Annotated in this window: 8 protein-coding genes; all 8 read right to left on the reverse strand. The window is 69.9% G+C overall.

Going from position 1 to position 12,089, the window contains the following annotated elements; genetic code table 11:
• Position 1: 1 nt before the first annotated feature.
• Positions 2 to 1,237, reverse strand: a complete 1,236-nt coding sequence (locus VFK57_01085; GenBank protein HET7694272.1) for a glycosyltransferase — start codon at positions 1,235 to 1,237, stop codon at positions 2 to 4.
• Entirely contained in the window at positions 1,234 to 3,195 is a 1,962-nt protein-coding gene (gene asnB / locus VFK57_01090; GenBank protein HET7694273.1) for an asparagine synthase (glutamine-hydrolyzing), read from the reverse strand. Before asnB (VFK57_01090) ends, VFK57_01085 begins: the two co-directional genes overlap by 4 nt.
• The gene (gene asnB / locus VFK57_01095) at positions 3,196 to 5,106 is read right to left on the reverse strand and encodes an asparagine synthase (glutamine-hydrolyzing) (GenBank protein HET7694274.1); all 1,911 of its coding nucleotides are present in this window, start codon (positions 5,104 to 5,106) and stop codon (positions 3,196 to 3,198) included. It lies immediately after the preceding gene.
• A 2-nt stretch (positions 5,107 to 5,108) separates the two neighbouring features.
• Positions 5,109 to 6,260 carry a glycosyltransferase gene (locus tag VFK57_01100; protein HET7694275.1) on the reverse strand — a complete coding sequence of 384 codons (1,152 nt, stop codon included), beginning with the start codon at positions 6,258 to 6,260 and terminating at the stop codon, positions 5,109 to 5,111.
• A gap of 39 nt (positions 6,261 to 6,299) precedes the next feature.
• Positions 6,300 to 8,219 carry an asparagine synthase (glutamine-hydrolyzing) gene (gene asnB, locus VFK57_01105; protein ID HET7694276.1) on the reverse strand — a complete coding sequence of 640 codons (1,920 nt, stop codon included), beginning with the start codon at positions 8,217 to 8,219 and terminating at the stop codon, positions 6,300 to 6,302.
• A complete protein-coding gene (locus VFK57_01110) occupies positions 8,207 to 10,444 on the reverse strand; it encodes an alginate lyase family protein (protein ID HET7694277.1) in 2,238 nt (745 codons plus the stop codon). The genes asnB (VFK57_01105) and VFK57_01110 overlap by 13 nt, the downstream gene beginning before the upstream one ends.
• The gene (locus VFK57_01115) at positions 10,441 to 11,547 is read right to left on the reverse strand and encodes a glycosyltransferase family 4 protein (protein ID HET7694278.1); all 1,107 of its coding nucleotides are present in this window, start codon (positions 11,545 to 11,547) and stop codon (positions 10,441 to 10,443) included. Before VFK57_01115 ends, VFK57_01110 begins: the two co-directional genes overlap by 4 nt.
• A gap of 337 nt (positions 11,548 to 11,884) precedes the next feature.
• The gene (locus VFK57_01120) at positions 11,885 to 12,088 is read right to left on the reverse strand and encodes a hypothetical protein (GenBank protein ID HET7694279.1); all 204 of its coding nucleotides are present in this window, start codon (positions 12,086 to 12,088) and stop codon (positions 11,885 to 11,887) included.
• Between the last annotated feature and the right edge of the window lies 1 nt (position 12,089).

A 12,089-nucleotide genomic window follows, 5' to 3' on the forward strand; every position in this document is an offset into this window, starting at 1 on the left:
CCTATGCGATCGCGCGTTGCCGATCGCTGACATCCGCTGCTCTGCGTAGTGCGTCCTCGAAGTCCTCGGCGACCGCCGACCAGTCGTAGCGCTCGACCACCAGCTGCCGGGCCGCCGACTCGATGGCCCGGCGCGCCGCCCCGTCGCGCATCAAGCCCACGACACGCTCCGCAAACCGGTCCGGCTCGTCAGCAATGACGATGTTGCGGTCGCTGGTGACCGGCAGCCCCTCGGCCCCCACCGTCGTCGAGACCACCGCCTTGGCCATCGACATCGCCTCGAAAATCTTCAGCCGCGTGCCGCCGCCGATCCTGAGCGGGACGACGTAGACCGCGCCCCGGGCGATGTGCGGCCGCACGTCGTCGACGCGCCCGGTCACCTCGACCCCGGGAATCTCCGCGAGCTTCCTGACCGCCGGCGTCGGGGCGCGTCCGATGATGCTGAGCGTGGCGTCCGGTTCCGACTGGCGGATCCGCGGAAGGATCTCGCGGCAGAAATAGGTCATTCCGTCTTCGTTGGGCAGCCAGTCCATCGAGCCGGTGAAGACCATGTGGGTGCGTTCGGCCGCCGTCGCCGCGGGCGTGAAGAAATCGGTCTGCACGCCGGTCTGCACCACGTGCACCGGGTGGCTGAGGCTGCGCGGATACAAACGCTCGAACGTGCGCCGATCCGCGTCAGACACGGCGAGGGTGAGGTCGAACCGCGCCAGCGCCGCCGCCTCGAAGCGGAGCATCCGTCGCCACTGCTGCGTCAGCAGACGCTTCGAGAGCGGGTTGGACGCCTGCTCGGCGTGACGGCGCCAGATCTCCGCCTCGACGTTGTGGGTGAACACGATCGACGGGCACGGCAGCTGCGCCGGCAGGTTGACCACCGGCGGCAGGAAGTCGCAGACCACGGCGTCGAAGCGATCGCGCGCCAGGAGGTCCTCGAGGCGGCGGCGATATGCGGCCGAGCGGTACTTGGCGACGGCGTAGGGCACGGCGTCGACGACGTAGCGTGCGGCGTCGGCGTAGAACCGCCAGGTCCCCTTGGCGGGATCGTGACGCGGCACCGTCTCGAGGCGCGAGCAGACCTCGCGCATGCCGGCGCGATCCGCCGCCGTCTGACCGGCGTCGGCGAACGACAGATAGGTGATGTCGTGGCGCGCGGCGAGATGCCGCATGACGTGCCAGGTGCGGAGCTTGCCCCCCTTGTCGAGCGGCAGGAGCAGCCCCGCGTTGAGCCAGAGAAGCTTCATGCGATCGCCTGTACGGAGGGGGCCTCCGCCCCGAACGAAGGCGGCGGCAGCGTCTGCACGCCGTCGCCGTCGATGAAGGTGCGGTACCAGAGCTCGAGATTGAGCAGGCTCCACAGGGCGTCCCCGCCGTCGTTCTCGCCGCGTTGGTGCGCGGCGAGGAGGTTGGCGACGGCGGGGGCGTTGATGATGCCGCGCTGACGGGTGCGCCGGTCGAGCAGCACTTCGCGCGCGACGTCGCCGGCCCGTCCGCGCATCCAGAGCGAGAACGGGACCGGGAATCCCATCTTCTTCCGGGTCAGAATCGCAGCGGGCAGGATCGATTTCACCGCCTCGCGGAGAATCCACTTGGTGGAGAAGCCGCGCAGTTTCATCCGTGGAGGCAGCGCGGCGGCGAACTCCACGAGGTGGTGATCCAGGAACGGCACGCGGCTCTCGATCGAGGCCGCCATGCTCATCTGGTCCTGCTTCATCAGCAGTTCCACCAGGTACGTCTTGAGGTCGGCGTAGAGCAGCCGATCGAGCGTCGTGCTCCGGCCGTTCGGCGCGTCGAAGTAGGCGCGGGAGGCGGCGTAGGCCTCGGGCGTGGCGAACGCGGCGATCCGCGGATCGAGCAGCGAGGCCTGGCGCCGCAGTCCGATGGCGGCGAAATTGTCGAAGAACATCGCCTCCGGCGTGCGCGGCATCGCCAGGAACGAGCGCCGGGCGTAGCGGGCGGCGCGTGCCGGCAGCCGCGGCACGATCGTGCCGGTGACGAAGTCGCGCAGCGGATCGGGCGCGAGATCCCAGATCGCCCCGGCGCGCCAGTTCGCCAGCGCGCGCGGGTACTTCCCGTACCCGGCGAGCAGTTCGTCGCTCCCCTCGCCCGTGAGCACCACCTTGACGTGCGCGCTGGCGAGCCGGGACACGAAGTAGAGCGGCACGCTCGAGGGATGCGCGATCGGTTCGTCCTCGTGCCAGATCAGGCGGGGGAGCGCGTCGAAGAAGTCATGCTCGTCGATGACGATCTCGTGCGCCTCGGCGTTGATCGCCGTCGCCACCTGCCGGGCGTACTCGAGCTCGCTGAACGCCCGCTGCTTGAACGCGACCGAGAACGTCTGCAGCGGACGATCGATCATCCGCGCCATCAACGCCGCGATGGCGCTGCTGTCGAGGCCGCCGGACAGGAACATCCCGAGCGGCACGTCGGCCATCAGCCGGGTGCGCACCGCGTCTTCGAGCCTGGCGCGGAACCGCTCGACGATCTGCGCCTCGTTCAACCCGTCGAGCGAGGGATCGCGGCGCCCCACCGGCACGTCCCACCATTGCCGCGGCGTCGCCACGCCGCGCTCGAAGACGAGCAGATGGCCGGGCAGCAGACGGTGGATGCCGGTGAAGAGCGTTTCGGCGCCCGACAGGTACCTGGTCCCGAGGAGCTCGGGCAGCGCGCGCTCGTTCGCCCTGGCGCGCACCAGCCCGCTCTCGAGAATCGCCTTGATCTCCGATCCGAAAATCAGCCGGTTGCGGACGACGGTCCAGTAGAGCGGCTTGATGCCGAGGCGATCGCGGGCGAGGAGCAGCCGCTGCCGCTTGGCGTCCCAGATCGCGAAGGCGAACATGCCGCGGAAGCGCTCGACGCAGGCGTCGCCCCATTGCTCGTAGGCGTGCACGATCGTCTCGGTGTCGCAGCGCGTCCGGTAGACGTGCCCGTGCGCCTCGAGCACCGGCCGGATCTCGGCGTGGTTGTAGATTTCGCCGTTGAAGACGATGACCACCGTGCCGTCTTCGTTGCCGAGCGGCTGGTGTCCGGACGCGAGGTCGACGATGCTGAGCCGGCGATGGGCCAGGCCGGCGCGATCGTCGACGAACAATCCGGCGTCGTCCGGCCCGCGATGGGTGATGACGTCGCGCATGAACGGCAGCCGCGCCCGTTCATCCGGGGTCAGGTGATCGCCAGCGACGATGCCGGCAATGCCGCACATCTAGATCGCCTCCGCGTACTCGGCGCGCGAGGCCGGCGCCTGGTCGATGAACTGGCGGAACCACAGTTCGAGCATCAGCAGCTGCCAGAGCCGGTGCCGGTGATCGGCGCGGCCGGCGCGGTGCTCGCTCCACAGCCGGCTCACTTCCCGATGCTCGAAGATGCCGCGCTCGCGCAGCCGGCCGTCGGCGAGCAGTGCGTCGGCCATCGGCGCGAGCGGGCCGCGCAGCCACTCGCCGATCGGCGCTTCGAAACCCTGCTTGCCCCGCTCGAGGATCTCGCGCGGCACCTTGCGCTCGAGGGCGCGCCGCAGCAGGTGCTTGCCGCGCCCCTCTTTCAGCTTCAGCGACGTCGGCACGCGCGCCGCGAACTCGAGCAGCCGGTGATCGAGGAGCGGCTCGCGCGCCTCGAGCGACACCGCCATGCTCATCCGGTCGACCTTGGTCAGGATGTCGTCGACCATGTAGGTGTGCACGTCGACGTAGAGCCCGCGATCCAGCGGATCGAGCGATCGGCAGCGGCGGTAGGCGGCGCGGAAGGTGTCGAAGGGGTCGGCGTGCCGCACGCGGGCGGCGAAATCGCCGGAGTAGAGGCGCGCCTTGGCCTGCGGCTCGAACATCCCGTAGGCATGTTTCAGGGCGTAGGCCTGCGCCGGATCCGCCGCGAGATGGCGCAGCGATCGGGCGCCCTTTACCGACAGCGGCAGGGCCTGCGCCAGCCGGCCGGCAAGCGGCGCGGCGGCGCCGAGCGTGGCGCGCGCCGTCTGCTCCCAGCGCTCGACGCGATGTCTGGCGTAGCCGGCCCACAGCTCGTCGCCGCCGTCGCCGGACAGCGCCACGGTGACCAGCTCGCGCGCCGCCTTCGACACGTAGTACGTCGGCACTGCCGATGAATCGGCGAACGGCTCGTCGAAGTGCCAGGCGAGCTTCGGCAGCAGCGACACGATGTCCGGCGTCACCGTCCGCGGATGGAATTCGCAGCCGAGATGCTCCGCCACGCGGCGGGCGTGAGACAGCTCGTCGTACGCGGCGTGTTCGAAGCCGACCGAGATCGTCACCGGCGGCCGCGGGCTGGTTTCGACCATGTAGGCCGCCACGGCGCTCGAGTCGATGCCGCCGGAGAGGAAGGCGCCGAGCGGCACGTCGGCGATCTGCCGCAGCGCCACCGACTCGCGCAGCAGCGCGTCCAGCTCCTCGAGATAGTCCGCCTCGCGCCGCGCGTCGCCGTCGCCGGTGAACGTCAGGTCCCAATACCGCGACGTGCGGACCGTCCCCTTCTCCGCGATGAGCACGTGGCCCGGCTCGAGCTTGTGAATGCCGGCGTAGATCGTCGCCGGCGCCGGGATGTAGAGCAGCGTCAGGAACGCGTCAATCGCGTCCGGGCGCCATTCGCGGGGAACCTCCGGATCCTCGAGCAGCGACTTCAGCTCCGATCCGAACACCAGCCCGCGCCCGGGCAGTTCGGCGTAGTAGAGCGGCTTGACGCCGACGCGATCGCGCGCCAGCATCAGCCGCCGCGCCTTGGCGTCCCACACCGCGAACGCGAACATGCCGCGGAAGCGCTCGACGCAGCGCTCGCCCCACTGCTCGTAGCCGTGCACGATGATCTCGGTGTCCGAGCCGGTGCGGAAGCGATGGCCCAGGGCGGTCAGCTCGGCGCGCACCTCGGCGAAGTTGTAGATCTCGCCGTTGAACACCGTCCACACGGTGCCGTCTTCGTTGGCCAGCGGCTGATCGCCGGTCGAGAGATCGATGATGCTGAGGCGGCGATGTCCGAGGCCGATGCCCGGCGCCAGGTGATAGCCCGAGGCGTCGGGGCCACGATGCGCGACGACGTCGGTCATCGCCTGCAGCACCCCGCGATCGAGTGGCCGCAAGGGGTCGAAGTTGAAGCGTCCGGCGATACCGCACATGATCAGGCCGCCCGCGACGAGACGCCGCGCGGCATCCCGAGATGAGACAGATAGAGGTCCTCGAACGCCCGCACCATGCGGTCGAACGAGTAGCGCCGCGTCACCGCGTCGCGCGCGTTGGCGCCGATCGCGGCGGCGCGCTCGGGCGACAGCACCAGCGCCTCGATGGCGTCCGCCAGCGCGACCGGATCGTCGGGCCGCACCAGCACGCCGGTCTCGCCGTCGTCGATCAGATCGAGCAGGCCGCCGACCGCGCTCGCGACCACCGGCAGCCCCGCGGCCATCGCCTCGATCGCGCCATTGGGGAACGCCTCCGATCGCGACGGCAGGACGAACGCGTCCGCGTCCGCCAGCAGCGCCGGCACGTCTTCGCAGTGCCCGAGAAAGGTGACGTTCGCCGCGATGTGCAGCGACGCGGCGAGCGCGCGCAGCTCGCTCATCCGCTGACCGTCGCCGGCGATCACGAAGCGCAGCTGGGGCTGATGCAGCAGCAGCCGGGCGGCGGCCGCGAGCAGGACCTCGTGGGCCTTCTCCTTTCGCAGGTTCGCGACCGTGGCGATGGTGCGGACCGGCCGCACGCCGGTGCGCGGCGCGAAGCGGTCGACCTCGATGCCGTTGGCGATGACCTCGATCCGCCCCGGCGCGACTCCCTCGGCGACGAGCTGCCGCCGGGCGGCACTCGAGTTCGCGACCACCGCGTGGGCGCAGCGATACGCCTGGCGCTGGAGGACGATCTGCCCGGCGGTCTTGTCGGGGTTGATCTCCCGCCGGCTGCCGACGCGGACCGGCACGCCGGCCACCGCCGCCGCCGGCAGCGCGAACGTGTTCGCGTAGAGGTCGCAGCACTGCACCACCGCGATGCGATGGGCGCGGCACCAGCGCGCGAACGCCGCCGCCTGGGCCAGCGTCGCCGGCCTGGCGAAGCCGCGAATGGGAAAGCTGGTGACCGGGGCGCACCCGGCGACCCGCGGCAGCCACGCGCCTTCGGCGTGGAAGCAGGCGACGCGCACCGCGAAGCGCTCGCGGTCGAGCCTGCGGATCAGCTCGGTCATCTGCCGCTCGGTGCCACCGGGATGAAAGCTCGTGATGAACACAGCGACCGGAATTTGTGGTCCGGACTTCACAGGCTGCCACCTGAGCAAGGCAGGTGCCACGGGACTTTAGGGGCAGGGAGAGGAATTGTAGGTACGCCGCTACACGACGTGGGCAGCGGTTGACCCGACCACTGCGGTATCGAGGTACTGCCGGTGCCACAACTCGAACACGGTCAGCTGCCAGAGCCGCAGGGTGTGATCGCGCTGCCCGCTCAGATGCTCCCTCAGCAGCCGCGAGACGAATGCGGGCTCGAAGTAGCCGCGCTGCCGCGCTCGCGGCGATTCGAGCACATCCGAAAAGAGATCCGTCAGGCCGCCGCGGAACCAGGTGCCGAGCGGGATGCCGAACCCCTGCTTCCGCCGATCGAGGATGCCGGTCGGGAGCAGCGGCTTCAGCGCTTCCTTCAGCACGTGCTTGCGCCGCCCCGATCGGATCTTGAAGCGCGACGGCAGCGTCGCCGCAAAATCGATGACGAGGTTGTCGAGCAGCGGCACCCGCGACTCGATCGAATGCGCCATGCTCATCCGATCGACTTTGGTGAGCACGTCCTCGGGCAGATACGTCTCGAAGTCGAACCGCATCATGCGGCTGTCGTGCGGCAGGTCCTGGAACCGCTCGAAGTGCCGCCACAGCGCCGCTTCGGCGTTCGACGCGAGCGCCGCACGGGCGCCCCCGGCGTACAACGCCGCGCGCTCGTCCGCCGGGAAGAAGGTGATCGAATCCAGATACCGCCCGGCGTCGTCTTTCGCCACATGGCGGAGGAAATTCTTCCCCTTCGTGCCGTGCGGCAGCAGCGGCCACGCCAGCGCCGCCGCGCTGCGCAGCCCCGGCAGCGGCACGCGATCGAACGCGGCCACGCGCGGATGCGGCAGGTAGCGGTCGTAGCCGCCGAACAGCTCGTCGCCGCCGTCGCCGGACAGCACCACGGTGACGTGGCGGCGCGCGATTTCCGAGACATACCACGTCGGGATCGCGGACGAATCGGCGAAGGGCTCGTCGAAGTGCGAGATCAGGTCGTCGAGGATCGACAGGCCGTCCGGCTTGACGACGAATTCGTGGTGTTCGGTGCCGAAGTGCCGGGCCACGGTGCGCGCGTGCTCCAGCTCGTCGTAGGCCGGATCGTCGAACCCGATCGAGAACGTCTTCACCGGGCGCGGCGACGCCTGGGCCATCATGCCGACGACGGCGGAGGAATCGACGCCGCCCGAGAGGAACGCGCCGAGCGGCACGTCGCTGACCATGTGCGACGACACGGCCTCGGCGAGCACCTGCCGCAGTTGCGCGACGGCGTCCGCTTCGGACCCGGCGAACGTCTCATCCGCGGCGACCTGCCAGTAGCGCACCACGTCGGCGCGTCCGTCCCGCCAGCGCAGGAAGTGTCCGGGCGGCAGCTTCTTCACGCCCCGGAAGATGGATCGGTCGCGCGGCGTGTAGAGGAACGCCAGGTAGTGATCGAGCGCCGCGAGGTCGAGCGCCGGCTCGACCGCGCCGGCGGCGAGCAGGGACTTGATCTCGCTGGCGAAATACAGGCGTCCGCCGCGCTCGGCGTAGTGCAGCGGCTTCTGCCCGGCGCGATCGCGCGCCAGCAGCAGCGTCCGATTGGGCTGATCCCACAGCGCGATGGCGAACATGCCGCGGAGGCGCCGGAAGGCGTCCTCACCCCACTCCTCGTAGGCGTGGACGATCGACTCGGTGTCGCTCGAGGTCGAGAACGCGTGCCCGAGCGCTTCCAGCTCGGCGCGCAGCTCGCGATAGTTGTAGATCTCGCCGTTGAACACGACCCGGATCGTCGAGGTCTCGTTGTGAATCGGCTGCCGGCCGCCGGCCAGATCGATGATGCTCAGCCGCCGCATGCCCAGCCCGAGACCCGGCTGCACGTGAATCCCCTCGTCGTCCGGCCCGCGGTGCCGGATGACTTCGCACATCCGGTGGACGAGGTTGAACTCCGCATCCAGCCGCACCGGCGCCACCGAGAGCCGCGGCGCGGCGCTGTCGGCGAATCCCGCTATTCCACACATGACGTCACCAGCTGTTCGATGCACGGCTGAGGCCAGGTTCCGCCTGGTTCAGCTTCGCCGCCGGACGGGAACCACAGGCGGACCTGGTGCCGGGTGTCGCCGGTCTGAAGCTGAAACCGGGTTTCCACCCAGCCGCGCTCCGGCGCCGGCGCCGCCAGGCGCGAGACTGCGACGGCCGCCGTGCCCGTCAGCACCGGGACGAACAGGGCGAGCACGCATTCGTCCCGGGCGGAGCGGCTGGCGCGGACCGCGACACCGCGCTCGATGCGTCCGTACGCCGGAGCGAACCCCCCCGGGTGTTCGACGACCCGCAGCTCGGCAGCGGTCGAGGCGAACGCGAAACGCCGTCCGCCGGTCCCGCGAAGATCGACGCGATCCCCCGTCACGGTCGGATGCCAGAGCGGATGCAGATGCCACCAGGCGTCTGCCGCGATCTCCCCCGGACCCGTGACGCGATCCACGATCAGCCAGCCGGTGCCGGCGATCGCCAGCACGGCGCGGACGTGGCGGAACGGCGCGTAGCCGTCGTGCGTGCCCGCGGCGAAATCGATCGCCGGTCCGCATCGCGCCACCAGCATTCGCGCATCGGCGCGCGTCTGCCAGTGAAACGGACCGCGCGGCACCGCCGGATCGCGCCCGCCGATCACCAGCGTGTTGTGCATGTGCGACGAACGGAACCGATCGCGCGCCGCGGGATCCATCGTGTAGGTGCCGGTGCCGGGATCGACGAACAGCGGCTCTCCGCCGACCGAGAGCACGATCGACAGCGCGTCGGCGTGCGCGTGGCCGCCGTTCAGGAATCCGTGCGGGCCGGCGTCGAACACCAGGTGACTGCCATCGGCCGCGCGCGACACGAAGTAGCCGCTGTCCGCCAGCAGGCGCGACGGCCAGGCGTCCGGAGCGAAGCGGCTCGCCACGCGGTCGGGCCGGCGTCCCAGGATCCAGTACTCCGCTTCACGCGGGCGGGTGACGGCCAGGGAGGAATCGTCGAGCAGCGCCGCCGCAACCCCCAGAGTGACCGCCGCGTTCGACGCCGGCTCGTCGCCGAACCGGAACAGCTGCCCTCCGTCGTCGTCGCCGAACCCGGGCAGGTTGCCGCGATCGTCGGCGATGGTCCGCAGAAAGATCGCCTGCCGCCGCGCCGCGGACTCGAACGCGGCCGCCGCCTGGTCGCCGGAGCCGCGCGCGACCGCCAGCGCGAGCAGATAGAAATCGGTGGAGTAGCGGTGGTAATGCGATGAGAGCTCGGCGTGCCCGCCGTCGGCCCGAATCTGCCGCGCGGCCTCGGTGCGCAGGATCTCTCGTCCCTGCGCGGCGCGCGCTTCGCTGCGCCCGAGTTCCGGCAGCGCCCGCGACACCGCGTAGAGCGCGAGCCCCTCGCCCGAGATGTGCGTGTTCGGACTGAAGTACGTGGACAGGTTCTGCTGCACGTGCGTCAGCTGCCGATCGAGCGACAGCAGCAGGTCGACGAGCCACGGCGTGCGGTCCGCCTCGGCGTCGTGACAGAAGAACTCGATCGCCCACGTCCAGGACATGGCGCGGAACGCGAGCTCCAGCATGCTCGCCCAGTTGACGCCGGCGAGCGGAGGATTCCCCCCGATCCAGCTCTCGATGTGCGCGATCGCGGCCTCGCGATATCGCCGTTCGCCGGTCAGCCAGTACGCTTCGCCGAGCGTCAGCAGGTACTGCTGGCGATTCAGCTCCCAGATGATCTTGTGGTCGCCGATCGCCGGGTCGAGGTACGGGACGCGAGTCCAATGCGCGAGCGGCGCGCGGCGGCCGTGGACGACGTCCGCGTGCCAGTCGGGCGGATTGCCCGCGGCGACGTCCTGGAACCCGAGGAGGTCATATCGCCCCGCGAGGATCCGGTCGGCGCGGCGCTGCGCCTCGGGAGCAGCGTGGGGAAAGTCCCGCTCGAGATCGTCGACGAGGTGCCGGCGCGCCGGGGCCTGGAGGGGCCAGCACGACACCCGTGACGCGAAATGCTGCGCCAGCGCCAGGTGCGCGCGAGTGAAGTCGCCGCGTCTGGCCGCGTCGACCGCTCGCTGGACGAGCGGACCGGCGCTTCGATCGAGGACCGCCGTGATCCGCGACCGGCTGAGGCGCGGGGGACTGACGGCGAACCGCAGCCGCCCGGCCGCCTTGCGCGCCTCGCAGGCGAGGCGGAAGCGCAACTCGCGGCCATCCATCGCTCGGAGCCGGGTGACCGCACCGAGCCGCGTCATGCGGTTGTGGCGGCGGGCAGCGCTTCGTGGCGCACCAACCGCCGATACAAGGCGAGCCACTGGCTGCGCACGGAGGACCACTGATACCTGGCGCAGGACGCGAACGCCGCGTCGGCCAGGCCTCGCGCCAGCGATGCATCGTCGAGGAGACGCACCATCGCGTCACCCGCCGCCTGGTAATCGCCGCACGGCACCATCAAGCCGTGGACGCCGTCGGTGAGGATCGCGGGCACGCCGCCGGCGCGCGTCGCCACCACGGCGCAGCCGCTGGCGAACGCTTCGAGCACGGACGTCGGCATGTTGTCGATGTTCGGCGTCTGCAGGTAGATGTCCGCCTCCGCGTAATGCCGCCAGATCTCGTCGGGCGGCACCCGTCCGGCAAACGTCACGTTGGCGAGCCGCAGCTCGTCGGCGAGCCGCCGGATGCGCGCCTCCTCGGAGCCGCCGCCCACCAGCGTCAGCGATGCGTCGGGATGGCGGTCCTGCAGGATCCGGAACGCCCGCAGCGTGCACGGCAGGTTGTACAGCGGTTCGAAGTTGCGCGTCGACAGCACGCGCGGGTGCAGCCGCTCGCGGCGGCGGAACCGGAAGCGCTCGACGTCCACGATGTTCGGGATGATCTCGGAACGGATGCCGAACCCGGCGAAGACGTCGTGCAGGAAGCGCGACGGGACGGCGTTCTGTTCGACGCTGCGCAGCGTCGCCCGCGCGATCGCCGATCGGCGCAGGTGATCGGGAGCCTCCCCGCTGCGATAGTTCATCACCACGGGCTTCCCGAGCAGGCGGGCCACGACCACGGCCGGCAGCGGCGCGAGCAGGAACGAGAAGTACGACGCCGAGAAGACGTGGACGACGTCGGCATGGCGCAGCTCTCTGACGAGCGAGGGCCAGTAGCAGAGCTGGGTTGCCGCGGTCCGCGCGTATCTGACCTTTGCGGTCCACCGGAGGCCGTACGGCGGCACCGGGTTGATCGGCACGAGCCAGGCGTGCACGTCGGGATCGTCACGCCACGCGCGCAGCAGCCGCGCGGCCTGCACCGCCTGGCCTCCCAGGATCCCCATCGACGGCGCGACGATCGCGATATTCAGGCGGGCGGCTGGCATCACCGGCCCTGCCGCAGTGCAAACCACACGCCCGGCGGGAAATTCTGTAGTGCGGCCCTACAGTGGGTAAGCGGTGCGCATGAGCCGGAAAGGCTCTGCCATAAAAAGTGTCATCGACTGCAACTCAGCAGTATTTGTAGTTTCGCAAAATGCCCAGTGTTTTGCTGTTGAGCTATGTAATTGCTGCAAACGGATGAGTTGTCATCGACTTTCCGGCTCAGTCAGGAAATCGTGCGCTGAACCATATCTCCTTTAAATTCAGCCATTTTCGAAGTTGGACACCCCTTTGCCTGTTGGTGCGGCGGCGGGAACGGCTCCGCCGCCATCCAACTAGGGATCAGCAATCCACGACGTCGTCGCGTTCCCCCACCGGGGCACGGGCGATGACCGTGTGCCGGCACACGCCGGGTGGAGGGAGATTCGTGTACTGCAAGGATCGCATGCGCGCCGCGGCGCGTTTTCCACTGTTCACGCCTGCCGGCTCCCCTCCGGCGCTGAATCTTTTTGTCGTCCAGTAGGTCGCCATCAGCCACCGAATCATC

The sequence above is a fragment of the Vicinamibacterales bacterium genome (assembly GCA_035699745.1).
Lineage (GTDB): Bacteria > Acidobacteriota > Vicinamibacteria > Vicinamibacterales > 2-12-FULL-66-21 > JAICSD01.

Bases quoted from the DNA above. Each gene is read 5' to 3' on its own strand.
- asnB (HET7694276.1), bottom strand. From the start codon at position 8,219: ATGTGTGGAATAGCGGGATTCGCCGACAGCGCCGCGCCGCGGCTCTCG.
- asnB (HET7694274.1), bottom strand. From the start codon at position 5,106: ATGTGCGGTATCGCCGGACGCTTCAACTTCGACCCCTTGCGGCCACTC.
- VFK57_01110 (HET7694277.1), bottom strand. From the start codon at position 10,444: ATGACGCGGCTCGGTGCGGTCACCCGGCTCCGAGCGATGGATGGCCGC.
- asnB (HET7694273.1), bottom strand. From the start codon at position 3,195: ATGTGCGGCATTGCCGGCATCGTCGCTGGCGATCACCTGACCCCGGAT.
- VFK57_01120 (HET7694279.1), bottom strand. From the start codon at position 12,088: ATGATTCGGTGGCTGATGGCGACCTACTGGACGACAAAAAGATTCAGC.
- VFK57_01085 (HET7694272.1), bottom strand. From the start codon at position 1,237: ATGAAGCTTCTCTGGCTCAACGCGGGGCTGCTCCTGCCGCTCGACAAG.
- VFK57_01115 (HET7694278.1), bottom strand. From the start codon at position 11,547: ATGCCAGCCGCCCGCCTGAATATCGCGATCGTCGCGCCGTCGATGGGG.